The 26,961-nt window shown below is 54.9% G+C and carries 22 protein-coding genes; 12 read left to right on the forward strand and 10 right to left on the reverse strand.

Translation table 11 applies throughout. The annotated features are described in order from the left end of the window. Window positions 1–369 precede the first annotated feature (369 nt). The gene (locus tag EBB79_RS02620; RefSeq protein WP_127747392.1) at window positions 370–999 is read right to left on the reverse strand and encodes a TetR/AcrR family transcriptional regulator; all 630 of its coding nucleotides are present in this window, start codon (window positions 997–999) and stop codon (window positions 370–372) included. A gap of 101 nt (window positions 1,000–1,100) precedes the next feature. Between EBB79_RS02620 and EBB79_RS02625 the strand changes: the two genes are divergently transcribed. Beyond that, window positions 1,101–3,146, forward strand: a complete 2,046-nt coding sequence (locus tag EBB79_RS02625) for an NADH:flavin oxidoreductase (protein WP_127747394.1) — start codon at window positions 1,101–1,103, stop codon at window positions 3,144–3,146. Between the two features lie 115 nt (window positions 3,147–3,261). Here EBB79_RS02625 and EBB79_RS02630 read toward each other — a convergent pair whose 3' ends face one another. Together EBB79_RS02630 and EBB79_RS02635 are read right to left on the reverse strand one after the other, a co-directional pair. Next, window positions 3,262–4,179 (reverse strand): ornithine cyclodeaminase family protein, encoded by a 918-nt coding sequence (locus EBB79_RS02630; RefSeq protein WP_127747396.1) that lies wholly within the window; start codon window positions 4,177–4,179, stop codon window positions 3,262–3,264. A gap of 11 nt (window positions 4,180–4,190) precedes the next feature. Next, the gene (locus EBB79_RS02635) at window positions 4,191–5,336 is read right to left on the reverse strand and encodes a DSD1 family PLP-dependent enzyme (protein ID WP_127747398.1); all 1,146 of its coding nucleotides are present in this window, start codon (window positions 5,334–5,336) and stop codon (window positions 4,191–4,193) included. Window positions 5,337–5,432: 96 nt separating this feature from the next. Between EBB79_RS02635 and EBB79_RS02640 the strand changes: the two genes are divergently transcribed. Further along, window positions 5,433–6,347: a LysR family transcriptional regulator gene (locus tag EBB79_RS02640; RefSeq protein WP_127747400.1), complete on the forward strand. Its 915-nt coding sequence runs from the start codon at window positions 5,433–5,435 to the stop codon at window positions 6,345–6,347. 107 nt (window positions 6,348–6,454) lie between these two features. On the opposite strand, the gene EBB79_RS02645 is transcribed toward EBB79_RS02640, so the two are convergent. Beyond that, window positions 6,455–7,339, reverse strand: coding sequence for an AraC family transcriptional regulator (locus EBB79_RS02645; RefSeq protein WP_127747402.1), 885 nt, complete (start codon window positions 7,337–7,339; stop codon window positions 6,455–6,457). Between the two features lie 183 nt (window positions 7,340–7,522). On the opposite strand from EBB79_RS02645, the gene EBB79_RS02650 reads away from it, so the two are divergent. After that, the gene (locus tag EBB79_RS02650; RefSeq protein ID WP_127747404.1) at window positions 7,523–7,984 is read left to right on the forward strand and encodes a (2Fe-2S)-binding protein; all 462 of its coding nucleotides are present in this window, start codon (window positions 7,523–7,525) and stop codon (window positions 7,982–7,984) included. Window position 7,985: 1 nt separating this feature from the next. Next, complete coding sequence (locus EBB79_RS02655) at window positions 7,986–10,163, forward strand: xanthine dehydrogenase family protein molybdopterin-binding subunit (RefSeq protein WP_127747406.1); 2,178 nt, start codon at window positions 7,986–7,988, stop codon at window positions 10,161–10,163. A 112-nt stretch (window positions 10,164–10,275) separates the two neighbouring features. Here EBB79_RS02655 and EBB79_RS02660 read toward each other — a convergent pair whose 3' ends face one another. Further along, a complete protein-coding gene (locus tag EBB79_RS02660) occupies window positions 10,276–12,282 on the reverse strand; it encodes a hydantoinase/oxoprolinase N-terminal domain-containing protein (protein WP_127747408.1) in 2,007 nt (668 codons plus the stop codon). Between the two features lie 695 nt (window positions 12,283–12,977). Here EBB79_RS02660 and EBB79_RS02665 point away from each other — a divergent pair. Together EBB79_RS02665 and EBB79_RS02670 are read left to right on the forward strand one after the other, a co-directional pair. After that, window positions 12,978–14,258 (forward strand): tetratricopeptide repeat protein, encoded by a 1,281-nt coding sequence (locus EBB79_RS02665; RefSeq protein ID WP_127747410.1) that lies wholly within the window; start codon window positions 12,978–12,980, stop codon window positions 14,256–14,258. A gap of 18 nt (window positions 14,259–14,276) precedes the next feature. Then, window positions 14,277–14,786 (forward strand): GNAT family N-acetyltransferase, encoded by a 510-nt coding sequence (locus EBB79_RS02670; RefSeq protein WP_127747412.1) that lies wholly within the window; start codon window positions 14,277–14,279, stop codon window positions 14,784–14,786. Window positions 14,787–15,171: 385 nt separating this feature from the next. Here EBB79_RS02670 and EBB79_RS02675 read toward each other — a convergent pair whose 3' ends face one another. From EBB79_RS02675 to EBB79_RS02685, 3 genes are all read right to left on the reverse strand, one after another. Continuing rightward, window positions 15,172–17,541 carry a caspase family protein gene (locus EBB79_RS02675; protein ID WP_127747414.1) on the reverse strand — a complete coding sequence of 790 codons (2,370 nt, stop codon included), beginning with the start codon at window positions 17,539–17,541 and terminating at the stop codon, window positions 15,172–15,174. Next, complete coding sequence (locus EBB79_RS24355) at window positions 17,538–17,813, reverse strand: hypothetical protein (RefSeq protein WP_164860717.1); 276 nt, start codon at window positions 17,811–17,813, stop codon at window positions 17,538–17,540. The genes EBB79_RS02675 and EBB79_RS24355 overlap by 4 nt, the downstream gene beginning before the upstream one ends. Window positions 17,814–18,470: 657 nt before the next feature. Further along, window positions 18,471–18,887: a winged helix-turn-helix transcriptional regulator gene (locus tag EBB79_RS02685; RefSeq protein ID WP_127747416.1), complete on the reverse strand. Its 417-nt coding sequence runs from the start codon at window positions 18,885–18,887 to the stop codon at window positions 18,471–18,473. A gap of 227 nt (window positions 18,888–19,114) precedes the next feature. On the opposite strand from EBB79_RS02685, the gene EBB79_RS02690 reads away from it, so the two are divergent. From EBB79_RS02690 to EBB79_RS02705, 4 genes are all read left to right on the forward strand, one after another. After that, window positions 19,115–19,855, forward strand: coding sequence for a cupin domain-containing protein (locus EBB79_RS02690; RefSeq protein ID WP_164860732.1), 741 nt, complete (start codon window positions 19,115–19,117; stop codon window positions 19,853–19,855). A gap of 64 nt (window positions 19,856–19,919) precedes the next feature. Further along, window positions 19,920–20,342, forward strand: coding sequence for a lactoylglutathione lyase (gloA, locus tag EBB79_RS02695; RefSeq protein WP_127747420.1), 423 nt, complete (start codon window positions 19,920–19,922; stop codon window positions 20,340–20,342). A 46-nt stretch (window positions 20,343–20,388) separates the two neighbouring features. Then, on the forward strand, window positions 20,389–21,021 hold the full coding sequence (locus tag EBB79_RS24660) for a hypothetical protein (RefSeq protein ID WP_202977634.1): 633 nt from the start codon (window positions 20,389–20,391) through the stop codon (window positions 21,019–21,021). A gap of 61 nt (window positions 21,022–21,082) precedes the next feature. Next, window positions 21,083–21,796 carry an alpha/beta fold hydrolase gene (locus EBB79_RS02705; RefSeq protein WP_127747423.1) on the forward strand — a complete coding sequence of 238 codons (714 nt, stop codon included), beginning with the start codon at window positions 21,083–21,085 and terminating at the stop codon, window positions 21,794–21,796. A gap of 111 nt (window positions 21,797–21,907) precedes the next feature. On the opposite strand, the gene EBB79_RS02710 is transcribed toward EBB79_RS02705, so the two are convergent. Continuing rightward, window positions 21,908–22,795, reverse strand: a complete 888-nt coding sequence (locus EBB79_RS02710; protein WP_127747425.1) for a LysR family transcriptional regulator — start codon at window positions 22,793–22,795, stop codon at window positions 21,908–21,910. Between the two features lie 119 nt (window positions 22,796–22,914). On the opposite strand from EBB79_RS02710, the gene EBB79_RS02715 reads away from it, so the two are divergent. Together EBB79_RS02715 and EBB79_RS02720 are read left to right on the forward strand one after the other, a co-directional pair. Further along, a complete protein-coding gene (locus tag EBB79_RS02715; RefSeq protein WP_127747427.1) occupies window positions 22,915–23,601 on the forward strand; it encodes a glutathione S-transferase family protein in 687 nt (228 codons plus the stop codon). An 86-nt stretch (window positions 23,602–23,687) separates the two neighbouring features. Then, window positions 23,688–24,716: a zinc-dependent alcohol dehydrogenase family protein gene (locus tag EBB79_RS02720; protein ID WP_164860733.1), complete on the forward strand. Its 1,029-nt coding sequence runs from the start codon at window positions 23,688–23,690 to the stop codon at window positions 24,714–24,716. 167 nt (window positions 24,717–24,883) lie between these two features. Here EBB79_RS02720 and EBB79_RS02725 read toward each other — a convergent pair whose 3' ends face one another. After that, on the reverse strand, window positions 24,884–26,953 hold the full coding sequence (locus EBB79_RS02725) for an FAD-binding oxidoreductase (protein WP_202977635.1): 2,070 nt from the start codon (window positions 26,951–26,953) through the stop codon (window positions 24,884–24,886). Between the last annotated feature and the right edge of the window lie 8 nt (window positions 26,954–26,961).

Genomic DNA, 26,961 nt, shown 5'->3' on the forward strand with positions numbered 1-26,961 from the left:
GCAGGCGACCATTGGAATGACTTGAACGTTGAGACTTGAATGTACTCTTCACAGCCCTGATCACCGGGTAACGGCGTCAATTTCAGCTGCAACAATCAGCTGAAATCAAAGAGAACGTCAGACTTTGATCCAAAACCCTGCTTCGACCTCTGTCGTTGCATTAAAGGGCATATTTTCTGTTCCAATCGCCATGCGAGTATGGGCCCCACTGACCTCGCCAAACACGTCCAACAGCAGCTTCGATGCTCCGTTTGCATGGGTCAATACATACAGAGCACATAGAGCGGTGGCGTTTTGCCCGCCCGCCAAACCAATACTGCTGACGACCTTCCCGGTATATTCAAGTTGGCCATTTTTTCTTGGCGTTGATTATCCGAATCCCCCCCCACGATGACGACTTAGAAATGCGTCGATCTCCTGTTGTGTTGGACGTTCGCCAGCAAAAACCTCAACATAGTGACACCCTGCAAGTGCGCGGTCCATCCGGGTCTCGATGACTTGCTTCGTGTAGTAACCACTTTGCGTCAGAATAGTTGTCAGTGCCCGATAATGCGCGGCCTCAGGCGGTTTGCCAAAACGTAGGAATATGCCCCGGACCGCGTCCAACCGGGCCTGATCCGAAGCATCCACCAATTTTTGCAGTTTTGCATCGTTTCGGGCCCAATTGTGGATTGCCAGGTCCAACGGAGCATCAAAAAGGTCAGGATCTATCCAGCAATCTGTCAGATTAAACAGGGCGGAACACAGACTGTCCGCCGGAAGAGCGCATCGCTCAAGTATACTGCCGGTGTTGCGCGATTGCCAAAGATCAACAAGCCCACTGAGCAACTCTGCCAGGTCTTTGAAATGCCAGTAAAACCCGGTTCTGGTTAGATTCAGCTTCTTCGCAAGTGGCATGATTTTGACGGCCTCTATGCCATCTTGCACAAACAGATCATATGCCGCGTCAAGCCAAATGCTTCGGGTCGCGCGTGCGCGGGGTTGTGGGGCGGTTTCCATGGCATGACTCTATTATTCTTGACACAGGTGTCAATTCCAGAAAGCATGAACTGACACATATGTCAGGTTTTGTGTTTCTGGTAACGTCCCAAGGATGCCCTATGTCAAATGACCCTTTGCTTCAGCCATTCCAACTCAAGCATCTAACCCTGCGCAACCGGATCATGACAACCAGCCATGAACCCGCCTATCCTGAAGACGGGATGCCCAAGGAGCGCTATGCGGCCTATCATGCAGAACGCGCCAAAGCTGGCGTGGCATTGGTTATGACGGCAGGGTCGGCGGCAGTCAGCAAAGACAGCCCGCCGGTTTTCAACAATATCCTTGCCTATCGCGACGACGTGGTGCCTTGGATCCAAGACCTGACGGATGCAGTGCATGAGCATGGTTGCGCTGCGATGATACAGCTGACCCACCTCGGTCGCCGCACCACCTGGAACAAAGGGCATTGGCTGCCCTCTGTATCCTCCTCCAGACATCGCGAACCGGCACACCGCGCCTTTCCGAAATTGATCGAAGACTGGGATATCGAGCGGATCATTAGTGATTTTGCTGACGCGGCAGAGCGCATGCAGGCAGGCGGAATGGACGGCATTGAATTGCAGGTCTACGGTCACCTGCTGGATCAATTCTGGTCGCCGCTGACCAACGATCTGACTGGGCCCTATGGCGCTGACACTCTTGAAAACCGCATGCGGTTCCCGATGGATGTTTTGGACGCAATTCGCAAGCGGGTGGGCGCTGAGTTCATTGTGGGCCTGCGCTACACGGCAGATGAAGCGCAAAAGGGCGGCATTTCCCCCGAAGAGGGATTGGAGATCTCCAAACGGCTGGCCGCCACCGGTAAGATTGACTTTCTCAATGTGATCCGGGGCCGTATCCACACCGATCCGGCCATGACCGATGTGATCCCGGTACAGGGGATGAAAAACGCACCGCATCTTGATTTTGCAGGCGACGTGAAGAAGGCAACTGGCATGCCGACGTTTCATGCGGCCAAGATCCCCGATGTTGCCACTGCCCGTCATGCGGTGCAGGCCGGGTTGCTGGATATGGTCGGAATGACCCGTGCACATATGGCCGACCCTCATATCGTGCGCAAAATAATTGGGGGCCGTGAAGAGGACATCCGCCCCTGTGTTGGCGCTACTTATTGTCTCGATCGGATCTATCAGGCTGGCGACGCACTTTGCATCCACAACGCAGCCACCGGTCGCGAGCTATCCATGCCGCATGAGATTGCGCGGGCCGATAATAAGAAAAAGGTTGTGATTGTCGGTGCGGGTCCGGCCGGATTGGAGGCGGCCCGCGTCGCATCAGAACGTGGGCATGATGTTACGGTTTTTGAGGCCGCTGCTGACCCTGGAGGACAAATTCATCTGACTGCGCAAAACCCACGGCGGCGTGAAATGATGTCGATCATCGACTGGCGCATGTCACAGTGTGCCGCCCGCGATGTTACATTTCAGTTTAACACCTGGGCCGAACTTGAAGACGTCACTTCGCTTGATCCCGATGTAGTGATTGTAGCGACGGGGGGGATGCCCAACATCGCACTGTTTGAACAATCCGACGAACAGCCCAATGTGGTGACAACCTGGGATATCATTTCGGGCGATGTAAAACCTGCAGGTACCGTCCTGATCTATGACGAAAGCGGTGACCACCCGGCATTGCAGGCAGCGGAGGTAGCGGCAAAGGCTGGGGCCGCCGTTGAAATTATGACACCTGATCGCACCTTTGCACCTGACGTAATGGCAATGAACCTCGTGCCCTACATGCGATCACTCCAAGACAAGGACGTGACGTTCACCCTCGCCCGTCGCCTGCTCGATGTGAAACGCGATGGCAACAGGCTGATTGCAACGGTGGGCACAGACTACAGTGACCACACATATGAGGCGACGTTTGAGCAGGTCGTCGTCAACTATGGTACCTTGCCGTTGGACGACCTTTACTTTGATCTCAAGCCGCTATCAACGAACCAAGGTGCTGTGGATCACGAGGCGCTTATCGCTGGCAATCCGCAAACGGTTACGCGCAACGCAGGCGGGCAGTTCCAGCTGTTCCGCATTGGTGATGCGGTCTCGGCCCGTAACACACATGCAGCGATTTTTGACGCTTTGCGTTTGATGAAGGATATCTAATTTTTGACACCTAACAATGTTTGATGTGATCTCTTGATGTGCCGAGGGCGATGGTTTGGCTGAAACCATTGCGGTGCAGCCCGAAACCGGCGCACCTCTGCCAACTTGCTCACCGTCAAGAGGCCGCGGCCGCAATAATGGCCTCTGCGATGTACAGATCCTGCAGCGCTATGCCAGAGCTGTCGAAGATTGTCGTTTCCTCAGATGTTTGGCGTCCTTTGGCGGGATCGGTCAGGACGGCCCCGATCGCCGTCAAAGGTGTTTCGCTGTCCGCGTGTTGGAACTCGCCAATACGGGCCGATTGTTCTGGCAGGTCGCAAAACAGCCGACTTTCAGCAAATAACTCAGGCGGCAGTTCTTGCTTGCCAATAGCATCCGATCCCATGCTGGATATATGGGTGCCCGGGCGAACCCAATCGGCCTGAAATAATGGCTTTGTTGCGGTTGTGGCCGTCGCTATAATATCAGCGGCGCGGCAGGCGGTTTCAGCCTGTGACACTTCAGCAGGGAGGCCCTTTCGTCGTAATTGGCTTACAAAAGCGCGAGTCCGGTCTGCATTTCGGCCCACAACCATGATTTTGGTGAGCGGTCGAATACGGGCAATGGCCTGTGCTTCATAGGCCGCTTGGTGGCCGGTGCCGAACAGGCCAAGCACCTGGGCATCAGCACGCGCCAAAGCATCAGTTGCGACGGCATCAGCAGCTGCTGTGCGATAGGCATTCAGCTTGCCCCCTTCGACAATGGCACCGATCCTGCCCTTGGCCTGATCAAACAGCAAGATAATCGAGTTGTGCCGCGGCAGACCCGCAGCGTCATTGGTTGGGAAGTAGGATCCGACCTTCAACCCTGTCAGGCTGCCATCGGCAGCGGATTTGACAGTAAACTTGTTTTGCGGGTCACTGGCGGTGCCATGCACCACTGGAAAGGTAGCGGCCTCCGAAGAGGTGGCGGCGATCAACGCGCTCCGCACCGCTTTGAAGGCCAGTTCATGGGATATTGCGGCGCCGGATTGTGCTTCGGTTATATGGATCATGTCGTGTCTCCTTACCAGCCGCCGAAACGTGGCCATTCCACTATGGCGTTGTCGGGCTTGGCTGGTATGACTGTGAAATGGGCATGTTGAGCAGCTGTGGCACAAGCATGGTTTGGCAGAATGCGCAGGTGGGTGCCCACAGGCAGGTCGGGCATGGATGCGGGCGCGCCGGAACGACGTGTGATGATCCCATGTTCCTGATTGGCTGACGACAAGACCAAGTCATGCAATATATTCCCGGCATCATCGCAGACGACCCCATATCCTTGATCCAGTGCTTGGCTTGAGGTGCCCCTGTCACGCGACATCGCCATCCATCCGGCATCCACCAGGATCCAGCCCCGGTCATTCTGGTGCCCGATGACAGTGGTCAATACCGATAGCGCGATATCATCCTGTCGGCAGACGCCAATCCCAGCCATCACCAGATCAAAAAAGACATAGACCCCCGCACGCAATTCGGTCACCCCGGTCAAATCACGGGCCGCATGAGCGGTCGGAGTAGAGCCTACACTAACCACAGGGCACGGCAGATTAGCCTCTCGGAGGGCCTCTGCACCAGCGACGGCCGCCGCGCGCTCAATCTCGGCAAATTTTGCATGTGCCTCGTTGCCTGCAACTGTATAACTCTCGCCAGCATGGGTCATCACCCCTCGCAGCTCTGCCCCACCTTCATGAAGGATACGCCCAATTTGGATCAGAAGCGGATCATCGGGCCGCAGGCCGCCACGATGACCGTCGCTGTCGATCTCGATAAGCACCGGAACGGGGTCTCCCGTCTCACGCGAAGCCTTGGCCACTTCCTTGGCCTGGGCCGCATTGTCCAGAATAACACTTAGATCACAGCCAGAGGCCCGAAGCGCCAACACACGTGGCAGTTTCTGCGGGGCGATCCCGACCGCGTAGAGAATATCGGATACACCTGCAGCAAAGAAGGCCTCGGCCTCGGCCAGTGTAGAGACAGTGGCGGGGCCATCCCCGCCGGGCAAAAGTCGGCGCGCCACATCAATAGATTTGGCAGTCTTCAAATGTGGTCGTAGTGACACCCCCAGCGCCCTTGCATGATCGGCAAGCCGGTCGATATTCCGCATCATTTTCGCTTCATCCAAGAGCAAGGACGGCGTTGTCAAATCGGCAAAACGGGAATCTGCGGTCATGGGTAGGGTCTCCTGGTAGCTATTCTGCCGAGGCTATCGACTGTAAGAGTGATTGCACATTTACCCTTTCTAACAATCACATTAAGTTGTTGGTTAATGCTCAGCATAACCGATCTTCGTTTCTTTCAGGCCGTTGCGGCGGCTCCGTCGCTTGCGGCAGCTGCACGGGCGCTGAATGTCACGCCACCAGCGGTGACACAACGCTTGGCCCAAATTGAACAAAAATTGCAACTCAAGCTAGCCGAGCGTGGGCCCGCAGGCTTACGGTTGACGGCCGAAGGAGGGCTGCTGGCCGAACGTGGCGCTGTCATTTTGACCGACCTCGATGGATTGGCGGATCAGTTGGCAGAGCGCCGCGGAGCAATAGCAGGCCCCCTTCGGGTCATAGCTCCCTTTGGGTATGGGCGATTGAAGATCGCACCTTTCTTGGCCGCATTTGCCTTAGAGCATCCTGAGCTTGCGCCGTCTCTGACCCTGACCGAGGATCCACGTGGCGCAATGCGAACTGACCTTTGGGACGTACTCATTCATGTCGGACGATTGCCAGATTTGGGCCTGGTGCAGAAAAAACTTGCCTCGAACCGTCGCTTTCTGTGTGCGGCTCCGCGTTATGCTTCCCGGCATGGCCTGCCTGAAACGCCAGATGATCTGTCCGCGCATCGCGTTGGCGTGGTGAGGGAAGATCAAGCCGACGTAACGCTCTGGTCGTTGGTTAGTCCAAAGGGTGACATCAAAGCGGTCCGCATTCACCCAAGCTTTGACAGTAACGATGGTGAAGTCATCCGAAGCTGGGCTCTGGACGGTCTTGGCATCATCGAACGGTCAGAATGGAGCATTTGTGATGACGTGCGGGAAGGCCGGTTACTGCCCGTCCTGCCAAACTGGAGGCTGCCGGACGCTGATGTTGTTGCCCTTATGAACCCCCGTTCGGTTCGGGCCGCCCGTATCGAAGCGTTTGTGTCGCATTTGGCGGCCAAGCTCCACGAAACAGCCTGCTCTTCGGAACAATAATCGCGTCAATCAACTTTTCGTTGGGACCGCGGTTTGAGAAGAAGGCCAACAATCAGCGTGAATAATTGCAACAAGCGATACAAGTATGTTGCCGAGTGACAGGTGCGTCATGCCGTTACCGAAGATTTTTCCTGCCGTGGTGTGACGCCGAATTTCCGGGTGTACTCCCTGCTGAATTGGGTCGGGCTTTCGTAACCAACCTCAAAGGCTACACTGGAGACCGGTTTGGCCTCAGCTCTCAATAGGCGCTGTGCCTCCAGAAGACGCAGCTCTTTTTGATACTGCAGGGGCGTTGACGAGGTCACCGTTTTGAAATGTTCATGAAAGGTGGACTGGCTCATACCGGCAGTGGCCGCAAGTTCTGCAACTGGAATCTGCAGATTGTAGTCAGAGCGAATGCGTGCAATCGCCTTGGATACCCGGCTGGCCGGACTGTCATGCAAGAGCAGTTGCCGCAGCATCCCTCCGTGTTGAGCCCGGAGTAGGCGAAAATGGATCTCTTTCACAACCAGCGGCGCCAGAGCGCGTACCTCTACCGGGTTGTGAGACAGTCGAAACAGTCGGGTCATTGCGTCCACAAGACCCGCGTCTGTTTTGGCAACGCTCATGGACTGTAAATCTCCGGCTGATACGTCAGGTTCGCCAATTTCATCATACAGGCTGCGGGCCAATGCCAGGTCCAGGCGAATGGCCAGCGACACATAGGGTTTCGCAGCCGAGGCCTGAATGACCCCAGAAATCGCTGGCATCGTGTGGCTTACGATCAACGAGTCACCCTGGCCATATCGGACATGTTTTTCTCCAAGGTGGGCCTCTTTCACGCCTTGAAGAACCAGGCACATGATGGGTTCATAAAGTGTGGCTTCATAAGCGGTTGTATTTGGTTTGCTCAATGCAAAGAGGCAATCGACACCTGTCGGGCAGCCCGTACCAAAGGCGTCGTGGCGTTGAACATGGTCAAAAACCTCGGAAATCAGTTCATTTGATACCATCGAATCCTGCCTTTCTGCTTTGCTTACATATAGGGCCTTGCCCCAGGTCGCAGAATAGAAAAGCCGGGATGCCGGAGGAATAGGCAGGTTTCTCGGAGGATGAGGCAGGGAGAACGGGGCGGGCGTTGCTATCTAAAGCGCAATACCAAAAAACTGACCAAGCCAACGGGAGGCCCCCAAGCCATGGCAATTACACTAAATCTAAACGGCCAAACCCACGAGGTGGACGCTGAACCAGGAACCCCATTGCTGTGGGTGATCCGGGATGAATTAAAGCTAACCGGCACAAAATTTGGCTGCGGCGTTGCGTCCTGCGGGGCCTGCACAGTGCAATTGGATGGGGAACCGGTTCGCTCGTGCCAGACCTTTATAGAAGATGTCGAAGGATCCGAAATCACCACAATTGAAGGCGTGAACTCTGCGGTTTCTGCTGCGGTGCAAGCGGCCTGGATTGAACTGGACGTTGTGCAATGCGGGTACTGCCAGTCGGGTCAGATCATGTCGGCCGTGGGATTGCTTAGCGAAACCCCCAAACCTTCGGTGGCAGAGATCGACGACTACATGAATGGCAACGCCTGCCGCTGTGCCACCTACCAACGCATCCGCGCCGCTATCCAGCGCGCATCCGAAATCCTGGAGGTCTGATATGACTATGAATACGTCTCGCCGCGGGTTCCTGAAAAGTGCCGCCGCCGCTGCTGCGGTCTTATATGTCGGGACAGGTGTTGATGGCGCCATGGCCGCTGGATCAGAACCTGCCCAGTTGAACCCATTTGTCCGGATTGATGCAGATGGCACCGTCACGGCCATCATCAAACATTTTGAGACCGGGCAGGGCCCTGCGACCGGTTTGTCGACTTTGATCGCCGAGGAACTTGGCGTGAGCATGGATGATATTCAGTACGAATTCGCCCCCTCAGACGCCAGCAGGTACAACAACCTGTTCTTTGGTCAGATGCAGGGAACCGGTGGGTCCACTGCGATGGCAAATTCGTTCATGCAGTATCGCCAGGCAGGTGCTGCGGCGCGTGACATGTTGATCAATGCAGCGGCGCAGGCATGGGGGGTGGATCCGCAAACGCTTAGGTTGGACAATGGTGTGATTTCCGGCGCAGGTCAGTCGGCTCCGATCGCTGAATTCGTTGCTGCCGCCGCGCAGATGGCGGCCCCGGTAGAGCCGCGTTTGAAAGATCCCAGCGCGTTCCGGGTGATCGGAGACGCATCGATCCGCCGCAAGGATTCTCGGCCGAAAACCAACGGGACTGCCAAATATGCCATGGATGTTCATCTGCCAAACCAGATGGTGGTGGTTATTGCCCGCAGCCCGCGCATGGGGGGGCTTGTAACGGGGTTTGACGACACGCAAGCCAAAGGGATCAAAGGGTTTATCCGCGCCGCTGTCCTGCCAAACCAAGCGGGTGTCGCGGTTTATGCCGAGCAAACCTGGGCCGCCTTTCAGGCCCGCGAAGCTTTGTCGATTGAGTGGGATTTCTCGGCAGCTGAGATGCGCAGCTCGGACCAGATCCGTGACCAGTTGATTGCTGCGGTCAATGCTGATCCAGAATACGTGGTCAACAGCGCGGAATTACCGACAGTTGCTGCTCTGATCGACGGATCTGATAAGATTGTGGAACAGACCTTCTACTTTCCACTGCTGGCCCATGCCCCGATGGAACCACTGACCTGCACCATCGAAGCCACCGCGGACGGAGGTATCCTGCTGCATGACGGCTGCCAGTTCCCAACTGGACCACACATGGCGATGGCCCAGATCTTTGACCTGCCGATGGAAAAGATCCGCATCAACACCATGTTTGCCGGTGGCTCCTTTGGGCGGCGCGCGACACCGTCAGCAGATTACCAGGTCGAGGCTGCGCTGGCCTTTGTGATCACTGACCGCAGCCGTCCCGTGAAACTTGTCTGGTCCCGTGAGGATGACATCACAGGGGGCTACTATCGCCCAGCCGTGGCGCACCGGGTGCGTGTAGGTCTGGATGCGACCGGGGCGATCACCGGCTGGGATCACCGTGTGGCGGCGCAGTCGATCATGAAGGGAACTGCCTTCGAAAACTTCTCGGTACATGGTGGGGTTGACCACAGTTCAGTGGAAGGTGTGGCCGACGGACCCTATCAAATTCCCGGCCAGTTTGTTGGCTTGACGGATGTGGCCAAAGCAACAACCGTTCTTTGGTGGCGGTCGGTTGGACATACCCACACTGCCTATGTGATGGAAAGCATGATGGATGTCGCCGCCAAAGCGGCGGGCCGCGACCCGGTCGAGTTCCGGCTGGCCCTGCTGGAGGGGGGCGACGTTGATCAGCTCCGCACTGCTAACACACTGAAACTGGCCGCACAGACGGGCAACTGGGGAAAGGTCCGCGAGGGTCACAGCCAAGGCATCGCGGTGCATAAAAGCTTTGGCAGCTACGTGGCCGAGGTGGTCGAGATTTCGGGTGATGCAGAAAGCGGGATCAAGATCGAAAAAGTCACCTGCGCAGTGGATTGCGGTATTGCGGTGAATCCGGATGTCATCAAGGCCCAGATGGAAGGCGGGATTGGCTATGGTGTTGGCCACGCGATGCGCGACGCGGTCACTTTGACCGAAGGCATCGTGGATCAGTCCAATTTCCCAGATTACGCGCCACTGCGGATCAGCGATATTGGCGCAATCGAGGTTCACATTGTTCCGTCGACCGAGGCCCCCACTGGCGTAGGCGAGCCGGGCACGCCGCCATCGGCACCAGCTTTAGCCAATGCCATCGCAGCATCAGGCCCACGCGTCACCCACCTGCCCATGGCAGAGAATGGGGTGGAATTCGTCTGAAATCCTGCCTGCACCAGGTGAAAGTCACTTGGTGCAGGCCATCCCGGCGGCTGAAAAATTACCCGCGTCTGCAGGCGGGGTTGGGTCGGTCCGTGATACAGGTCTATGTGCCTTAGCCCAAAGCGACCCGCGGGCGACCACTGGCTTCGACGGTCAATACAGCCTCGACAAACACCTGCCGGGATTCGATGGATGCCGTGCGGATGTCGCGCTCCACACGCACATGGATATCCTCGGCTCCGGCCTCTCCGGCGGCTTCCTGGGCCTGTTTTGACAATACCTGTTCCAGCATGTCCAAGGCTGAATCAGCGTCGTTAAAATCTTCGGGCCCATTTTCCAAGAATACCCGAAACCGCCCTTCGGCTGGCGAACTGACAGTGCCGCTGCGCCGCATAGAGATGCGGCCAACAACGGCCCCAATGGCATTGGCCACACCCGCATGCTGCGGCAAGATCATCCGGCAATGCAGGTGCTCGCCCACAGCCGGGTAATAACCCGGCGCCGAGGCGCCCAGCCCAACCACATCAATGTTCAGCGCCGCATCCAAGGCCAGCAACCCACGATGCCCTGCCAAACCACGTTGCATCAAAATGTGACGTGCGAGCTGCGCAGATGGCAGACCAAAATCCTCTGCGTCTTCCTCAATTGCGGTCTCTAACAAGGTCAAAGCCGTTTGCCTGGTCAACTGGTCGATAATCATTTGCGCCAAGCGGTGCGGTCCAGATGCCACCACCTCTCCACTGCCAATCCGACGGCGCGCCAATAGCGTCAACGCTTTTTTAGCAGCGTCCCGGTCCCAGCACTCCAGCCGTCGTAACACATGGCTTGCATCCGAAGGCGTGATCCCGGCTACTTGTACCATCCCGCGATCCCATAGCCGGTTCAGTGCCCCTTGCTCCATCCTATTACGCAACACATCACCAATCGGATGCACCTGACCCTCAATACGATGTAACATCTGTTGTTCACGGTCGGTCAGGCCAGTGGCGTCAATCCCTTGCTGCGCAAACACAAACCGCCCATCATGTTCGCTGGGCACCGATGCTTTCAATTGTTTGTCCAGGGCTGTATGCACCACCTCTGCAGCGTCAACTGCAATCAGAGAAACAGGCAGCACCCGTCGCGGGCCCAGCACGAGTCCACCAGTCAACCCTTCAGTATCGACGTGGACCTGGCTGTCTCCACCGAGCCCTGTCGTTCGCATGGCCACCGCCTCGACCATGGTCCGAAAACCTCCAACCCGTGCGCCGCTCGGATCGATTGCTGGCTTTCCACCACGCAACACTGCCACATCGGTGGTGGTTCCACCAATGTCTGACACCAGTGCGTCGTCGACCCCGGTCAGCCAGCGCGCACCCACAATCGACGCCGCCGGTCCGGACAGGATCGTTTCTATCGGCCGTTCCCGCGCCTGTCCGGCTGACATCAGCGCGCCGTCGCCACGTACCACCATCATCGGCGCAGAGATGCCGAGATCCACCAGGCTGTCCTGCGCCCGCCCGATCAGCCTGTCGATCATGCCGATCAGCCGCGCATTGAGCACGGCTGTTAACGCCCGCTTTGGGCCGTTCAGTTTGGCTGACAACTGATGAGAGCAGGTCACCGGAGCACCGGTGCGCGCCTTGATAACTTTAGCCACTTCCAACTCATGGGCCGGATTTCGGGTGGCGAACAAGCCTGCCACCGCAAAACCAGTTACCCCTTCCGCTTCTTTTGAGAGGAAATCCTCCAGAGCCTCGACTTCCAATGCCGCGCCTTCGACCCCTGCATGGTCGTGCCCCCCGGCTAGGATCAAAGCCGGATCGCCTTTTAATGCCTCGGACAACCCATGCCGATCCAAATCGCTATCTTTAAAGCCAATATAGATCAGCGCCACCCGGCCACCTTGACCCTCGACCAGTGCATTGGTGGCCAATGTGGTCGACAAGGCGGCCATCGACACGTCATGAGGGGAGGTGGCGGATTGCTGCAGCACGATCCGAATAGCTTCGCTAATGCCCATAGCCAGATCCTGTCGTGTTGTCAGGGCCTTGGCCGAGGCCACCACGGTCTGTTCATCGCGGATCAAGACCGCATCCGTATAGGTGCCGCCAGTATCTACGCCCAAAAGCAATGCCACGTATAAATCTCCGATCCAGTTTCAGCAGACATTTTCCCATATGCCCGAAGTTGGCAACAAGTCATATCTTGGAACCGACATTTTCCTGCATGAGTTCTGAATGGACTTCGAAATCACAGCCTAGGCATTTCGTTTCGACACTTCAATTTGCGCGCTGACATCGCTACACCCTTTGCGTGTAGGGCCACTAAATGCAGGGGCATTCTGAGCCACTGAAGGCCAGTAATCCGGTTTCTGCCTGGTGTTAGAAAACACTGGATGGGGTGGTGGAATTTTTAACTAATATATTGATAATTAAATAAATATAGTAGTTTTGGATCGCTGAAGCATTTGGAGAAATGGGATTGTGTTGCGTGTGTGTTACGATCGCGAACTTCGGCTGGCCCGTGCCCGACTATTCGACCCTATGCCGCTGACAGAAGACATTGGCTGTCCAAAACCCCTGCCGCACCGCCATCATCCAGCGAAGCGCTGAAGCAATCATCCCAGACAAACGAAATGGACGATTTTAGAAGGGGGCTGGCCAAACCGCCAAGGCACCTCGGACGAGCGTTTTGGAAGCGATGGAGCGGCTGTCACAACCAAGTTGTTTGCCTCTCAGCAAAGCGCAAGGCAGACAATTCAAATTTTAGTGCGTAAAGTTCCAACTAACCATCCATCTCCAACCGCACAAAGTGATACGAAGGTTCAAATTCATGCTTCGAGATAATTACGGCAATGAGACTTCTGTGGCATCCCAAGCGGCGTTGGACCAATATGATATTGGTATTCGCTTGTTTTTAGGGGCAAACTTCGGCGCCACTGCAGCATTTCAATCTTCAATTGATTTGGACAGCGGATTTGCGCTTGGACACGTGGCTTTAGCAAGGGCACTGATGATGTCTGGCCAAATGCCGCAGGCAAAGGCTGCGATCAACCGTGCTCAAGACCTCTCGCTCAAACTAAACACCCGCCAACGTCAGCACATCGAATGTTTTGCGCTGCTTTTTTCCGGGCAACCGCACAAGGCGCGTGCGTTGGTTAAGCGTCACGTCCAGGATTACCCCCGCGATGCGCTTGTTGCGCAACTCTGCTCTAATGTATTTGGACTGATTGGGTTTTCAGGCGAAGTTGGGCGGGAAGCAGAATTGCTGGCCTACACATCAGCGTTGCTGCCTCACTACGGTGATGACTGGTGGATGATGTCGATGCACGCTCTTTCGCTGTGTGAAACAGGACAGATCGCGGCTTCAAGTATTCTGATGGACAAATCTCTTGCTTTGAATGCGCGCAATGCAAATGCTGCGCATTTCAAATCCCATGCCCAATATGAGGCTGGTGAAACGGCAGCAGGTCGCAGCTATCTGACCAGTTGGCTTACTGATTATGACGATCGTGCAGTCTTGCATGGGCATTTGAGTTGGCATGCTGCCCTTTGGGCCCTCCACGAAAGTGACGAAATTGCAATGTGGAGTGCAATAGATTCTGGCGTTGGACCGGGTGCAGCAAAAGGGCTGCCCATTAATGTTTTGACCGACACCGCTGCAATCTTATATCGCGCCGAACTTGCCGGTGTTTCAGTGGCCCCAGAAAGATGGGCGGAATTGAGTGATTATGCCCGCCGCTTTTTCCCTGAAACTGGGCAAAGCTTCGCGGACCTTCATGCTGCCTTGGCGCATGCCATGGCTGGGAATGGAGATCACTTGGCGCATATTTCCGACACTGCCAAAGGATTTGCAGGCGACCTTGTGCGACCTGTCGCATGTGCTTGGCGGGCGATTGCGCGTCAGGATTGGGGCACTGCTCTCACTGAACTCGTCCAGGTCATGGGATCTACAGAACGTCTTGGAGGGAGCCGTGCTCAGCGTGACCTTTTGGAATTGACCTATGCGAATGTCCTCCTGAAACTCGGACAGACAGCAGAAGCGCTCCGAAGTCTGACGACGCGCAGACCCGTTTTGGCGCACGCGCCGCCATTGGCGGCTTTCCATTCTTAGGTAGGAGACCACACTAAAATGGAAACCAGTTTCGAATTTGTCTCTTCATTGCCCGATCCGGCAGCGTTCGAAGTTATGATGACTGAGTATTGGCATCATATGTCCGGACTGTTGATAGGTGCAGGCGGCCCGAAGTACACAGCCCACGATTTGACTGCGAACACGATGGCAAATCTGGATTATATGGCTCCACCACACGGGCGTTTATTGTTGGCGACAGCCTCTAGCGGAGAATTGCTCGGTTGCGGGGTCATAAGGCAAGTTCGACCGGACGCAGCAGAGTTCAAACGCATGTATGTCCGTCCCAAAGCGCGAGGCCTCGGCCTTGGGCGGCTTTTGTTTGAGTACAGGGTGGAAGAAGCGCGGCGTATGGGGTGCGCCACCCTTTACGCGGATACCGTCAAGGGAAACACACCGATGTTATCAATGTATGAGAAATTCGGGTTCTCTTACATTCCGCGATATCCAGAGAACGCAAACGGTCCTGAATTGGAACCCTTTCTAGTCTACCTCAAGCGCGCTCTCTAATCAAAATTCTTGCTCGTGGTGTAGCCTTTAGCGGTTATGAAATTGGGCCTTTGCTACCCGAACCCCTTTGAACGCCCGAGGGGCAGGCTAAGGTGTTGGGGAGTAAGTATAATTAGTGAATAGAAGGCGGAGGGCGAAGATCCAGGTTCTTCCTTCCTAACCAGAACAAAGAGAAGTCGTGGGGATATTGAGATCTGCTGGCACTCCCGCCCAATCGACGTCCACAGCTGCTCGGACCATCCTCTGCTGGCTCAGCTATGTGATTGGATCTGGGACGGGTACCCATCGAGAGATAAGATGTCCGGGCCAAAGCATATGACTGCCAGGCCATTTCCGCCGCTCAAAAGCCAACGCTAATCAGTGTGGGCTCAGGGTCAACTAGCGTTCAGAACAGATCCTGACGTATGGGGTTCAGTGCCCAATGAATCTGAGCCGCAAACCTAAGCCGGTCAATGGCATTCTCCGGTGACTTGAGAGACAGTCCTGCTTTGATCGCAGCGTTGTTTAAAGCCCGGCGTGAGGCGGGTCCAAATTGCCCGTCTCGGGTGACATTGCTTCCTAGGCTCTGCAATATTGCCTGGGTTCCGGCATTGATATCACTGTCAGTCAATTCGCCCAGCAATTTTTGGGCCGCAGCGCCCGCCTCTGGGTTATTGAGCGCAAGAACCTTACCCGCGCGGGAAACCACAGAGTGGGTTGGAATACGTGAGGATAGTTTATTGAGGGCAATCCATGCTCCATTGGCTCCGGCCCAGGCATCACCCCGCTGCAATCCCATATCATTCCAAGACAGTGCCTCTACCGCATCGCTGTCGGGCAGATCGCCCTGCATGATCATTCGGGCGATCTCGGCCGGCGCAGTAGGGTGGCCCAGTTCGGCGGCCTGAGCCCAGAGATCTCTGGCCGCAGCGGGATCTTTGCTCAGACCAGCGATACCATCACGATACACATAACCCAGATTTGCCATGCCGTAGATGTCGCCGCGTTCGGCCGAGGCGTTAAGGTAAGATAACCCGCGTTTTGGTTGGGTCAGTTCTTTTGGCCCCCACAAATAGAAAACACCCAATTCGTTCAGAGAATAGGTATGACCCAATTCAACCGCGCGGCTAAGCAATTCGAACCCGCGTCTGTGGTCATCCAGGCTGGTGGAGCTGTGCAACAGCCGCTTTCCGCGTGCGTGCATCGAAAATGGGTCGCCCGCAGTGATACCCTTGTCCCACAAGTCGTTGGCCGACTGTTGGTCAAACGGAATGGCAACGACGTTGCGGTCAAGGTTGGGTGAAATCATGAGATAGGCCAAGGCGTTATAGGCACGCACATGGCCCAGATCGGCGGCAGTTTGAAATGCGGCAAAGGCCTCGGTCAACCGCCCCTGACCCTGAAGGGCCCGGCCCAGTTGATAATGAAATCTGCCAATTTCAGGGGCTTGCACAGTGGCCGCGCGGCAGGCGGTTTCTGCTGCCGCTACATCGATTTCATTTGGAAACCGGTACAGTCCGACGCCTTGCAGATCCAACAGATCTCCGGCCTCCAGATCGCAGGGGGATGCAACCATTTCCAGATTCAAGGTAATATTTCTTTCGTCTTCGCCCTGTGCCAATCGCAAAACCATACTGTCCACACGGTTCACATTCGGGGTGTTGTTTGATGCGATTTCGTCCAGTTTTGGAGTGTAGCTTAGGCTGAGCGCCTTACCGGTGGATTGCTCAATTGAGGAGACACCGGATTGCGGGCGCGTCGTGATCGACACTTCCGTTCCGGGTGACAAGAAAGGCAGGATTTCCGGGGCCAGCTCCAAGGACCGTCCCAGTGGTGCGGAAATCGTCATGAATTGGGGAGTTTCAACCAAGGACAAGCCACGGTTACCACCGTCATTTGGCTGAATATCAATTGCTTGAGTGCTGGGGCGCACAAACAGCTTTTCAGTCAAAGTCGAGCTTTCCCAAGTGACCTGTGTGCTGTCGGTCAGCTTGTATACTTCTCCGCGTACAGCCGACAGAATTGTGATTGCATCGTCCTGGGGACGCGCGGGAAACTGCCGGATGACGGAGGCGGTGTAGGGGCTGTTGAAACCCGGCTCACCATCCAGCGCGGTGGCACCGGGAGAGGTTGAGAAGGCCACTAACGTGTTCAGCGGCGGGCGAAAGACATCAAATCCCTCGCGGGCCTCAAACAGCTCAGCCCCGATATCTGCGGTGACTTTAATATCCGGCACCGGGTTGTCTCGGCAGGAATCCAGCATCAGGATCTGACTGTTGGCTTTGCCTCCCAGAATGGCTGACACCCGGTCCAGAGTGACCGACTGGAACGGCAGATCGTGAATGTCGGTCAGCGCAGCATCACTGGTAAGCAGATAATTGCGCCGCCCGAGCTGGATGCCGTGTCCGGCATAATAGAAAAACACCTGTCCACCAACCCGGATGTTTAGCGCGGCCTGACGCAGCAGCGTTTCAAAACCGCGTTTGTCCAAGTCATAGCCTTCGTAAACCGTGTAGCCGAAGGATTTGAGCATGGCAGACATTGCCTGTGCGTCGTTCAGTGTGTTGGTCAGGTCGGTTACATGAGTATAGTTTTGGATTCCAACAACAACGGCAATTTCCGTTGCACCCGTTGATTTGGGCTTTTCAAAAGCCGTGGTTGAGAGAGCAGGCGCGGTGGTGTCAGTTGTTGCTGCAAGGCCCTGAGGCGATATTGCTAATGTTATAATTGCCAGATTGAGTGCTGCAAATGTGGATTGGTTGGGCCGACGAGTCATCCCCAACTGCCTCCACCACCTCCACCGCCGCCGCCTCCACCGTCGCCGCCACCGCCTCCACCGTCGCCGCCACCGCTATCACCGCCGCCGTTGTCACCACCAGAAGAGCCACCGGAAGAGCCAGAGCCGCCGGATCCACTACTTGGAACGCTGTTGGATACTTCTGGAGAGACCGGTGCCGGGTCTGAATTCACTTCATAGTTTTCAATCGGCGGGCATCCACCAAGCAAAGCTGTCGTAGAAAATAGAAAAAGAACCAATGAGACACGCATGAGCAATCCCCTCTGCGTTAAAACCAACTACCATGTCATCTAGGACTAATAGTTTAGACGACTGGGGGGATTTTGGCAAATTTCGACCTTATTCGGAGAACCAGTCTATTTCCGGGCACAATGTCAGGACTGTTCAGTCGTGAACTCAGCTACCATTCCAAAAGAAGAGTGCTTTCCCCCCGCATGATGAGCTTGTATTAGGGTCGTCTCATGCTTTGGCCCGAATTTCTTGCCGCCCGGCAGGTACCCGTCCCTTATCGTAGACCCTTAGTACAGTGCCTCTGCATCCCGACAACTGCACCAACCCCAGTCCAGGATCCACCAGTACTTCCCGTAGGTCTCACTCTAGTTTCGAGGAAAAGGCCCCCAGAAATACCCCATTTCCGAGGTCACACTGACTAATCCGATGAAAGGGATCACCCCGCTGGTTTTCCCACCACCCCAGCCATTACTTCCTGACATGATGCAATAAATGCTATCAAAGGAGCGGCATCAAACCGCGACTGGTCCATCATGCAGGAGAGTGGCTGAGAGGAACACTAAAGCTTACACACTGCCTGAATGGCGGTGGATACAATGCTTCAATAAGTCGGTGGGCGTATAATGGCGCGAGCCCGGATCGGTACGCCCGAAAGGGACATCCGTTCCATGCATGTTTCAGCACCCCTTTTCTAATCTGAGCCCACTTTCAAATCCTTCTCGGTCCGCTTCAATTTTCTTGAGGACCTCGGTTAAAGCAAATGAACGCTTGTCGTGTTCACCACTCCAGATGATGATCTCCAGTAGGATTGGCGCCAGATCACGGCCTTTCTTGGTCAGTGAATACAGAAAACTCCGACGGTTTTCTGGATCACGTTCCTTATTCACCAGTCCTTCAGCTTCCAGGGATTTCAGCCTGTCGATCAGGATATTGGTGGCAATTTCTTCTTCCATCTCCATGAACTCGCTGTAGGTCCGTTTACCGCGCAGCATGATTTCGCGAATGACCAGCAGCGTCCACCGGTCACCAAAGATATCCAGACCAAAAGCGACGGGGCACCCTGTCTGTCTGATTTTTGCTTTATTTTTTGTCATGCGAACTTTTTAAAAAAACATCTTGCAAAACGCAAGGTGTAAAGTTAGGAAGAATTACGCCTTGTAAAACGCAAGCTAATTAACTGCCTATCCGGAAAGGCCCGACGATCGGGTCACCTTCGGAAAAACCAACACCGTAAGTCGATCCCGCCCAGAGAGATATTCTCTCTGACCCAAGAAACATGTGCATCGGGAATCCTCCTGAGCAAACCAATAGGAATATGAAAATGAACACTTTCTTCACCAAAACCCGCACTTTCACTGCCGTTGCTGCTCTTGCCACAGCAGGGTTTCTCGCCACTGCACCGTCGGCTGAAACACAAGCCAGCTCGGTTAAATTGCTGACCGCCAACTTTGAGACACGCCGAGTTGTTCAGGTAGAAGCAGGTGACTTCCACTTTGCCCCTGGCCAGGTTGCTCCGGTCCACACCCATGATGCACCTGCAGTTGGCTATGTCGCCAAAGGTTCGATCATTTATCAGGTTGAAGGTGAAAAGCCGCAGGTTCTGAACGCAGGCGATGCCTTCTTTGAACCCGTGGATCAGCGGATCCTGCGCTTTGACAACGCATCGGCCACTGAAGAAGCCATCTTCATTGACTTCAATCTGGAGCAGGAAGGCGAGCCGTTCATTGTCTTTGAGGAGGCGCCCACCGAAGCCATCGACCGCCGCACTCTGCCAACCTTTGATCTGAAGGACACAGACATCAACCGGGTCGACGTTCACGAAGCTAACATTCCCGCAGCCGACACAATTGTTATCGAGAGTGATGTGGCAACAGTGGGCATTGTTGCCGAGGGGGTTGTTGTCATCGAGGCCCCAGGCGTTGAGACGCAGCGCATTGTGGCAGGCCAGAGCTTCTCGCTGCTGGAAAGCGTATCTGAAACAAAGATCAGCAACGGCTCAACCGAAGTCCCCGCAAAGGTAATCTCGTTTCGCCTGATCCCATCCCAGACAGCCACCAACTGATCCATTGGCACGCCTTAGCCCCGGAAAACTGGGGCTAAGGTCCCTCCCTACAGGAGATTTCAAGATGACACTTCACAGCACAATATTGCCCAGCCGCATCCTGTACACAATGATCCGGGTTGGTGATCTGGATCGGTCCTTGCGTTTTTACCGCGATGCTTTGGGATTGCGTGAGCTTCGCCGGGAAACCTTTACCGACGCGCGTTTTACCTTGGTGTTCATTGGATATGACGACGGTAATGCGCTGATCGAACTGACCCATAATTGGGATGATGATGGCTATTCACATGGCTCTGGTTACGGGCACATTGCGCTTGAGGTCAGCGACATTGAGGCAACCTGTAGTCACCTTGTTGATTTAGGCGTCAACATCGTGCGTGCGCCCGGTCCCATGAAGATGGCCCCTGACGAAACAGGCCACCGCGAGATCATCGCATTTATCGAAGACCCCGATGGCTACAGGATCGAACTGATCGAAGCCGACTAAGCCCATTAGGTCACTGACCATCTCCACACATTGAAAAGGACAGGACATGCCCCCCGCAGCCTTTGTCTACGCAGAACTTCATGGCCCAGATCCAGTTAACTCCACCCTTGGCCAGCCTGGCCCAGAAATTGATCTTCAGGGCTTAGGATTGCTGGATATCACTTTGTTATCGGACAACCGTAACAACACTTCAGCTGGTTTCTACACCTTTGCGGACGCAGGTGACGCTACACTGTTCGCAACAAAAACACTGTCCGACAAAGCGCGATCGCTTGGTGTTACATATGTCTCACGTCTGTTCGATGCCCCATCGGTTCGATGCGCCAGTCTTGAGATGAACTCACCTCATTTTGCTGGAGTATTGGCCAAACCAGTCAAAGCGTTTGTCTATGCGGAAATGCAGGTGTCCGTGCCGTTTGAAAACGCGCCATGGCGGGACCGCAACCCGGTTCTGAAGACCCAGCCTGGGTTGCTGGCAAAGACCTGGCTCAGCGGTCTGCGGACCAACACCCTGGGTGGGTTTTACGCCTTCGACTCGGTTGAAACCGCTTGGGCCTATGCCTTGGACGTGGTGCCTAAAACGGCAATTGCCGTGCAGGCCGCCCCCTATACCCGTGTCTTTAACGCATCCCAGTCGGAGGAGGCGAACCGATACTCGAATTCTCCATACTTCGACTAATTCCCACCAATCCCTTCGTCATCAACAGCGAAAACACTTACCCTCATCAAAGGAATAAAAAATGACACATTACATCTTGGTACACGGCGCTTGGGAAGGCGCATGGAGCTGGAACGAAACCCGCCCAACATTGGAGCAAAATGGTCATAAGGTGACTGCCGTAGCCCTACCTGGTAGCCCGGAAAACGAGCAGAACCTGTCACAGGTGACGATGAATAGCTATGTTCAGGCTGTAGTTGAAGCCATCAATCAAGCCGATGGGCAGGTCAAACTGGTCGGACACAGTTTGGCAGGGGCGATCATTTCGCAAGCAGCCGAACAGGTGCCCGATAAAGTTGAAAAGCTGTACTATGTGGCTGCATTTCTATTGCAGAGCGGCGACAGCATCCTTGAGGCTATGCAGCGTGATCCGGATGGGGAGTTCCTACCAGAGCTCACCTTTGCCGAGGACCAAAGTTATGCGACAGCGTCAGAGACCACATGGCGCAGCAAGGCGTTTCACGATGTGAGCGAGAAGGACATTCAGGGCGCGCTGTCCTATGTCAAAGACCTTCCTCAGTCGACAGAGCCCTTTGTCACCAAGGTGGTCGTAACAGATGAAAACTTCGGTCGCGTGCCGAAGGCCTATATTCGCACGTCACTGGACAAAATGGTGTCTCCGAAGTTGCAGGACGAAATGCTGGGCAATTGGAAAGTGGATCAAATCCATACTCTTGAAGCCGGGCATTTCCCAACACTCTCTCTCCCCACGCAACTGGCAGAGCTACTACTCTGATCAGACTTGATGTTCTCTGCATGTCTACGATGTGCAGAGAGTTTCTTGCAAATCTCTGTCCGGATCAACGAATGAATGATTTTTGTATCTGCGTTGATCGCGGGTTCGGTACTAATTGCTACCTGTTAGAACATTAGCGTGAGCGGCAATCCGGGATTTGATGAAGTCGGAAAATACTCTGACCCGTTTGGTCTTACGTGTATCGTCCAGTGTTAACAGCCAGATTGTTCCATAGTATTCCGTGATGCTGCCGGGAACACGTACAAGACAGGGGTCGAGGTCACCAATGAAGCAAGCCAAAATCGTGGCGCCCATCCCGGCTTTTGCCGCAGCAACTTGAGATGCAAGATCATTGACGATTACTGGAGGCTGTTCTGCTCCTATCTCCGGAATGGCCGCCCAACTTGGCGCGGCTCCATCTTCCTCTTTCAGGATCCATCGAACATTGGACAAATCACCCGTTTGAATATTGTCGAGCAGTTCTGTCGAAATATAGACTCCACGATGGACATCCTGCAGTCTCGATCCGATCAAATGCTGCGGCAGTGTCATCTGGTCAAACACCAGCCGCACTGCAACATCTGCCTGTCGAAGGGTCAGGTTCACGGTGTCGTAAGATGAGATGATTTGCAGTTCGATCGCTGGATGCTGTTTAGCGAATTCAGCAAGGTCCGGCATCAACAGGTCTGTTGCCAATGATGGCGGCATCGCCACGCGCAACGTACCGGACAGACTTTGGTCGCGGGCAAAAACCTGTGTCTGTAATTTGGATGAGGCATTTTCCATATCCGCGGCCAGTTCAAGGATCTCCTCACCAGCTGGGGTCAATGCATAGCCTGATGGCAGCTTTTCAAACAGCCGTGCGCTCAGCTGGGCCTCTAATTGCGACACCCGTCGCAGCACCGTTGAATGGTTCACACCCAGTGCAGAGGCTGCCGCCCTTACAGACCCTGATCGCGCCACGGCCAGAAAGAATCGAATATCGTCCCAATTGTCCATTGGTTGATATTTGCACCACCCTTCCGGAAAAATCCAGAATAGTTTCGGTTCACATAGGCTCTTAACTAAGAGCCATCGGCGTAAGCGACTGGTTTGCGCACCACTTACGGAGCAAAACAATGCTTAATCTCTATACGGATGCCACACCCAACGGATTGAAAATTTCCATCGCGCTTGAGGAAATGGGCCTCGAGTACGCGACGCACCAGGTGTTCCTGGGCGGCGAACAGCAGACCCCAGACTTTACATCTCTTAACCCAAATCAAAAAATCCCGGTTCTTGTGGATGATGGGCAGGTTGTCACGGAATCCGGTGCGATCCTTATCCACCTTGCGGAAAAAACCGGTAAGTTCCTTCCTTCTGATCCAAAACAACGCACCGCTACAATCGAAGCTTTGATGTTTCAGATGGCCTCGGTAGGGCCCATGTTTGGGCAATATCTGGTTTTTGCCGCAGCCTGGGGCAACAAATTTCCGGACGTCACAGGCCGATACTTCACCGAGGTCAGCCGTCTTATGGGCGTGCTCAATACACGACTTGAGGGTCAGGACTACTTGGCAGGGGATGAGTTTACCATCGCTGACATGGCGGTGGCACCATGGATCCGTCTTTGCGGACTTCATCCAGCCTGTAGCGACCTGCCGCTGGCGGCCAATGCAAACCTGAATAACTGGTGGGATCGCGTTGCAGCCCGCCCTGCCGTTCAGCGCGGGTTCGACAATCCAGCCCCCTTTGCGCCCGAAAAGCAGTTTCAGGGCTTTGTCGATGCCGTTGTTGGCCTCGGCGGGCTGCACAAGGCCGCGTAGTACCAGCAAATTCCCAAAAACATTTCGCAGTTGGATCGCTAGTCAATGACAGCCGGTGATCCAACCTCTCCTAAAGGATGACACTCATGACAATCCAATATCCCCTTGTTTCAACGGCCCCAACCACCACGCGTCTGTTGGAATTCACCGAATACGGCGGCCCCGAAGTGCTGGACAAGGCGACCATCGACATTGCAGAACCCGCTGCTGGAGAGGTTCGGGTGCGAATGAAGGCGCTGGCGCTAAACCGATCCAATGCGCTGTTTCGCAGCGGCACGTATGTGTTCGAGGCCAGATTCCCTTCTCGGATCGGGACCGAAGGCGTGGGCGAAGTTGACGCCATTGGCGCTGATGTCACCGAGTATGTCATTGGTCAGCGGGTCAATCTGTTGCCGCCGGACAACGAGAGCACGCATGGCTATGCCGCCGACTATAACAACGTGCCACAGGAAAAGCTGCTACTTGCACCTGAGGGGCTGACCGATAGGAAGGCTGCAACCGCATGGGTGCCGTTTTTGACCATCTACCATCATTTCGTCGAAAAGGGGCTTGCTGCACCCGGGCGCTGGATCGTGCTTCCAGCGGCCAGCAGCAGTGTCTCGCTTGCAGCAAATAGCCTGTCGCATCACCTTGGGGCTAAAACGATTGGTATTACCCGAACCGTCGCCAAAAAAGCCGCGCTTGAGGCGGCAGGCTATGACGCTGTTATCATTTCCGAGGACGAGGATATCTCCGCGCGCTTGTTAGAAATCACTGGTGAAGGCGCTGATTTTGTTTTTGACCCGGTCGGCGGGCCACAACTCGAAAAGATCATTGGCGGCTTGAAGCAGGGCGCAGAGATCAACGTCTATGGGGTACTTGATGCTGCCGAGACACCTCTGCCAGTGTTTGCACTGATGCACAGCGGTGCAACTATTGGGTGCTACATGGTTTATGAGCTATTGGTCGATCTAACCAGACTGCGCGCAGCTGTCGACTATTACTTGCCATTGTTCAAATCAGGCCAGATTGCTCCCGTCGCAGATGATAAGTTGTTTACCTTCGATCAGAGCGTTGAGGCCTTCCAGCACATGGAGTCCAACACACAACTGGGAAAGGTTATCGTGAGCTTTTGATCTGATTGGCTGCTGAACTGTCATTCTTGCCTGCGCCGTCAAAAACCTTTTTACGGCGCAGGCAAGAAGAATTGATCTCTGGTTATGTAACTTGACTCCGGATCACCAGTTGAAGTGCGCCGAGGCTCCTTTGTTGGCCGTAAAAGGCGATCCATTTTACGATTGTATCACAGGTCAAGAACAAGGCTGGTGCTGCCCTCTGCTGGAACAGAACAACAGATTAGAACCTCGCCCTCTGCAACATCTGCGGTTGGTGGGGTGCGATAGGCTACCTCGCCTGACAGTTTTTTGACTGCGCAACTCCCGCAGGACCCTGCGCGGCAGGAAAAATCAGGAGTCAGCCCGTGTGCCTCAGCTGTTTCAAGCAAGGTACCATCACCTTTTTCCCAATTCTGCTCAAAGCCTGATGCCTCAAATTTGACAACTGCCAGTTCAGCCTCTGGTTCGAGAGCATCAGGGGCCGTGCCTTCGTCGGCTGTCCGGGCCAGAGCGGCAGGGCCAAACGCTTCTGCATAAATGCGCGCGTCGCGAACGCCAAGCCCGCGCAGGCTATCGTATACTCCCTGCATAAAGGGCGGTGGGCCACAAAGGTAGAAGTCATAGTCATCCAGAGCCAAATGCTGGCGAAAGATATCGGCATTGATATGGCCGGTTGCATCGAAATCTGTGCCCAAGGTTTCGTGGCCTGCAGGGTTTCCAATCACCGAAATATAGCGAATTTTTCCGCCGGTATCAGTTTTTGCAGCGCGGAATGCTTCGGTGAAAGCCCTTTGATCCGTGGCATGTGCGGCGTGAAAAACAGTAAGTGGCCGCGTGAATCGCTTACGGACAGTTTCGTTGAGCACATGGCGTGTCATTGCCATTATTGGGGTTATCCCAACTCCGCCAGCGATCAGCACGGCGGGACGTTTTTCGAGCGCGTCTATGAAAAACGAACCTTTGGGGGCTTTGGCCTCGATCGTGTCGCCGACATTGAGGCTATCGTGAAGGTGGTTTGAGACGATACCACCCGGCTCGCGCTTTACGGAAATTCGGTAGGTCGGATCGCCGGGAGCGGAGGAAAGCGTGTAGGTGCGGACCTGCGGCCCATTTCCCTCAGGAGTGACCCTGACGGTCAGAAATTGCCCAGCTTCGAACGAAAACAAGGGATTGCTGTCGGTGGGTTCAAAATAGAATGAGCGGATAACGCTGCTTTCGTCTACGATTTTGGTCACACGCAATGTCCGCCAAGTGTTACGCTGCTCTTCGACCTCTTGGCGCGCAATGGATGTGGCCCAATCGTCGGCCATCAAGGAATTAGGAGACCATTCGCCAAACTCTGCTCGAAATGGCAACGCATCATGAACGCGTAATCCATGGTCGAGGGTAAAGCGCCAGCCACGCTCGGCGCCTTTGAAAGCGGTGACTTCAGGGTGATCTTCCCACAGCATTTCAACAGTACCGGTAAGCATTAGTACATCGCCGGTTTCAAAATCCGGGAAAATGAGACCGGCTTTGGGGTTCACCAAGAAGTTGCCAATTGTATTGAAGAAGTTGTTGCCGGAATAGTCAGGGATGGTCAGCGTGTTACCATCAACTTTCACAAACCCAGACCGTCCGCCACGGTGAGAGACATCAACGCCTTCGGCGACCAGCCCATTGTCCGGGTTGATGAAGCTGGTCACAAAAAACGTATCAGAACGTTCGATAAAGGCAGTGGCCTCACTATCAAGCGTTGTAAACCGATCAGCGGCGGGGCGGTCGATCTTAGCAGCGGGGTCGCGAATGAATTCAATGTCACGTGTTTGAATGTATTGTGGGCAATTTCCAAAAGATTGCGCCACACCCAGAGAAAACCCAGTCTCGCTTGTGGCGATCACATTGGCGTTCATTCGGTTGCGGCGGCGCGTGGGGATCTCAATACCCAACATGCCAATTGGTGCACCGTTTTTTATGGACCCCAGCAGCGGATCCTCGGCCACTGGCATAGCAGCAAGGTCAAGGCGGGTATCGCTTGGGGAGGTAATAAAGTCATTTCCCCCTGTCACGATAGAGGCCCAAGGCCAACCGCCTTCATCGACACTCCCGAGAACGACAAAGGGAATTTTCTCAAAAAACGCACGGTGTTGGTCCGGCATAAAAGGGCGGATTGCGATTTTGCCAAAGGCCTCCATCGCATCGCGCTTGCCGACACGGGCTTGGGCGTCTTGTTCGCCTGAGTGAAAGGGCGATTGCTGGAGTAGAGCTTGATCGGCCATGGCGAACC

Origin of the sequence: Parasedimentitalea marina (genome assembly GCF_004006175.1) — a bacterium.
Lineage (GTDB): Bacteria > Pseudomonadota > Alphaproteobacteria > Rhodobacterales > Rhodobacteraceae > Parasedimentitalea > Parasedimentitalea marina.

Coding starts and splice junctions, on each gene's coding strand:
- EBB79_RS02620 (WP_127747392.1), bottom strand. CDS start 999: ATGGAAACCGCCCCACAACCCCGCGCACGCGCGACCCGAAGCATTTGG.
- EBB79_RS02625 (WP_127747394.1), top strand. CDS start 1,101: ATGTCAAATGACCCTTTGCTTCAGCCATTCCAACTCAAGCATCTAACC.
- EBB79_RS02630 (WP_127747396.1), bottom strand. CDS start 4,179: ATGATCCATATAACCGAAGCACAATCCGGCGCCGCAATATCCCATGAA.
- EBB79_RS02635 (WP_127747398.1), bottom strand. CDS start 5,336: ATGACCGCAGATTCCCGTTTTGCCGATTTGACAACGCCGTCCTTGCTC.
- EBB79_RS02640 (WP_127747400.1), top strand. CDS start 5,433: ATGCTCAGCATAACCGATCTTCGTTTCTTTCAGGCCGTTGCGGCGGCT.
- EBB79_RS02645 (WP_127747402.1), bottom strand. CDS start 7,339: ATGGTATCAAATGAACTGATTTCCGAGGTTTTTGACCATGTTCAACGC.
- EBB79_RS02650 (WP_127747404.1), top strand. CDS start 7,523: ATGGCAATTACACTAAATCTAAACGGCCAAACCCACGAGGTGGACGCT.
- EBB79_RS02655 (WP_127747406.1), top strand. CDS start 7,986: ATGACTATGAATACGTCTCGCCGCGGGTTCCTGAAAAGTGCCGCCGCC.
- EBB79_RS02665 (WP_127747410.1), top strand. CDS start 12,978: ATGCTTCGAGATAATTACGGCAATGAGACTTCTGTGGCATCCCAAGCG.
- EBB79_RS02670 (WP_127747412.1), top strand. CDS start 14,277: ATGGAAACCAGTTTCGAATTTGTCTCTTCATTGCCCGATCCGGCAGCG.
- EBB79_RS02675 (WP_127747414.1), bottom strand. CDS start 17,541: ATGACTCGTCGGCCCAACCAATCCACATTTGCAGCACTCAATCTGGCA.
- EBB79_RS24355 (WP_164860717.1), bottom strand. CDS start 17,813: ATGCGTGTCTCATTGGTTCTTTTTCTATTTTCTACGACAGCTTTGCTT.
- EBB79_RS02685 (WP_127747416.1), bottom strand. CDS start 18,887: ATGACAAAAAATAAAGCAAAAATCAGACAGACAGGGTGCCCCGTCGCT.
- EBB79_RS02690 (WP_164860732.1), top strand. CDS start 19,115: ATGAACACTTTCTTCACCAAAACCCGCACTTTCACTGCCGTTGCTGCT.
- gloA (WP_127747420.1), top strand. CDS start 19,920: ATGACACTTCACAGCACAATATTGCCCAGCCGCATCCTGTACACAATG.
- EBB79_RS24660 (WP_202977634.1), top strand. CDS start 20,389: ATGCCCCCCGCAGCCTTTGTCTACGCAGAACTTCATGGCCCAGATCCA.
- EBB79_RS02705 (WP_127747423.1), top strand. CDS start 21,083: ATGACACATTACATCTTGGTACACGGCGCTTGGGAAGGCGCATGGAGC.
- EBB79_RS02710 (WP_127747425.1), bottom strand. CDS start 22,795: ATGGACAATTGGGACGATATTCGATTCTTTCTGGCCGTGGCGCGATCA.
- EBB79_RS02715 (WP_127747427.1), top strand. CDS start 22,915: ATGCTTAATCTCTATACGGATGCCACACCCAACGGATTGAAAATTTCC.
- EBB79_RS02720 (WP_164860733.1), top strand. CDS start 23,688: ATGACAATCCAATATCCCCTTGTTTCAACGGCCCCAACCACCACGCGT.
- EBB79_RS02725 (WP_202977635.1), bottom strand. CDS start 26,953: ATGGCCGATCAAGCTCTACTCCAGCAATCGCCCTTTCACTCAGGCGAA.